The 2171-nt window shown below is 73.5% G+C and carries 2 protein-coding genes; both read left to right on the forward strand.

Annotation, left to right across the window (positions count from 1 at the left end):
* Window positions 1-190: 190 nt before the first annotated feature.
* A complete protein-coding gene (locus tag ACFU7Y_RS43260; RefSeq protein WP_224284954.1) occupies window positions 191-1099 on the forward strand; it encodes a DUF4097 family beta strand repeat-containing protein in 909 nt (302 codons plus the stop codon).
* A 1-nt stretch (window position 1100) separates the two neighbouring features.
* The gene (locus tag ACFU7Y_RS43265; RefSeq protein ID WP_380771952.1) at window positions 1101-2135 is read left to right on the forward strand and encodes a PadR family transcriptional regulator; all 1035 of its coding nucleotides are present in this window, start codon (window positions 1101-1103) and stop codon (window positions 2133-2135) included.
* The last annotated feature ends 36 nt before the right edge of the window (window positions 2136-2171 follow it).

Genomic DNA, 2171 nt, shown 5'->3' on the forward strand with positions numbered 1-2171 from the left:
CCCGGGAGGCAACCGCCTCCCGGGCCTCGCGCGTGTCCGGGTACGCAGGCCCCACGGCCCCGTAGGGGAGACCTCGGGGGCGGATCGGGGTCGGGATCGGGGGCCGGCGCGCTTGACTCTGCCCGCACGCGATATATCGTCTTTAAAAGAGAACGCGATACATCGCGATCGGCAACGGGAGGCGGCAGAGATGAGCCAGTGGACGGTCGACGGCCCCGAGAGGATCACCTTCGACGAGCCCGTGCGCGCGCTGCACGTGCGGACCATCGAGGGCACGGTGAACGTGGTGGCGGCCGAGGGCCCGGCCCGTCTGGAGGTCACCGAGCTGGTCGGCGAGCCCCTGCACGTGACCCTGGTGGACGGCGTCCTGACGGTCACCTACAAGGACATCAACAGCTGGAGCGAGTTCGGCGACCGGCTCAAGTCGGTCGGCGCGGTGAAGAGCCTCTTCGGCTCCTTCAAGCGCAAGCGGATCGCCGGCGTGACCGTGACCGTCCCGACCGAGGTCGAGGTCAAGGTCGGCACCGTGTCGGCCGACGCCACCGTCAGCGGCGTCGACGGGCACGTCTCGGTGCAGAGCGCCAACGGCGACACCACCCTCGCGGGGGTGACCGGCCTCATCGAGGCCGGCACCGTCACCGGCGACGTGGACGCCCAGGCGGTGGGCGGACAGCTCAAGGTCAACACCGTCTCCGGGCAGCTCACCGTGATCGCCGGCACCGCCGACCGGGTCCAGGCCAACACCGTCACCGGAGCCGTCACCCTGGACCTCGACGTGGCCGGCGAGACCGACGTCAAGGTCAACACCGTCAGCGGCGCGGTCGTGGTCCGGATACCCTCGCTGGCCGACGCCACCGTCGAGGCCGGCTCCACCAGCGGCGACGTCTCCAGCACCTTCGAGCAGCTCCAGATGAGCAGCACCTGGGGCGCCAAGAAGATCTCCGGCCGGCTCGGCGAGGGCCGCGGTAGCCTCAACGTCACCACCGTCTCCGGCGCGGTCACCGTGCTGCGCCGCCCCGACTCGGAGGAGGAGGGCCCGGTGGTGGTCAAGGAGCTCCCGGCCGGTCCCGGCACGCCGAACCTCACCAAGGAGGCCTGAGATGACACCGGTGTTCGGCCACGGCCGGCTCCGCCTCTACCTGCTGAAGCTGCTGGACGAGGCCCCGCGGCACGGCTACGAGGTGATCCGGCTGCTGGAGGAGCGGTTCCAGGGCCTGTACGCCCCCTCGGCCGGGACGGTCTACCCGCGCCTGGCCAAGCTGGAGCAGGAGGGCCTGGTCGCCCACAGCACCGAGGGCGGCCGCAAGGTGTACCGGCTGACCGACGCCGGACGCACCGAACTCGAAGCCCGGCAGGGCGAGTTGGACGAGCTGGAGCTGGAGATCCGGGACTCCGTGGCGCAGCTCGCCGGGGCGATCCGCGAGGACGTCCGGGACAGCGCCAAGGACCTGCGCGAGGAGCTGTGGAACGCCGCCAGGCAGGCACCGCGGCCGGAGCGCACCGAGAGCGGCGACCCGTGGGCCGGGCCCTGGGGCGACAACGAGTCCTGGCAGCGCGCCAAGGACGAGTTCGCCCAGTTCAAGCAGCAGGCCAAGGAGCAGGCCAAGCGCGCCCGGGAGCAGGAGCGGGCCGCCAAGGCCAAGGCGAAGGCCGCCGAGGAGGAGGCCCGCCGGCTGCGCGAGCAGGCCAAGGCCTCGCGCACCGCAGCGCAGCAGGAGGCGCTGCGGATCAAGCGCCGGGTCGAGCAGCAGGTGCGCGAGCACGCCGCGAAGGGCGACTGGCCGACCGGACTGGCCGAGGGCCTGTCCGAGCTGACCAAGGGCCTCGCCGGGCTGGCCGACGCGGCCCGCTGGGGCCACGGGGCGGACGAGCCGCCCGCCGAGCCCGCCGAACGGGTCACCGTGACCCGGATCGACCTGGACAAGGACGAGCCCGGCGCCCCGGCGGACCTGCCGCCATGGGCCCGCACCGACCCGGCCGGGGACCCGGCCCGCGAGCTGGAGCGGCTGCTCGACCGCTTCCGCGACCAGGTCCGCGACGCGGCCCGGGACGGCGGCGTGAGCGCGGACAAGCTGGCCGAGGCCCGCGCGGTGCTGGGCTCCGCGGGCGAGCGGCTGAAGCGGCTGCTCGGCTGAGCCGACGGTCCCGGCGCCCTGACGCCGACTCCGCAC

It is taken from the genome of Kitasatospora sp. NPDC057542, assembly GCF_042801945.1.
Taxonomy (GTDB): Bacteria; Actinomycetota; Actinomycetes; order Streptomycetales; family Streptomycetaceae; genus Kitasatospora.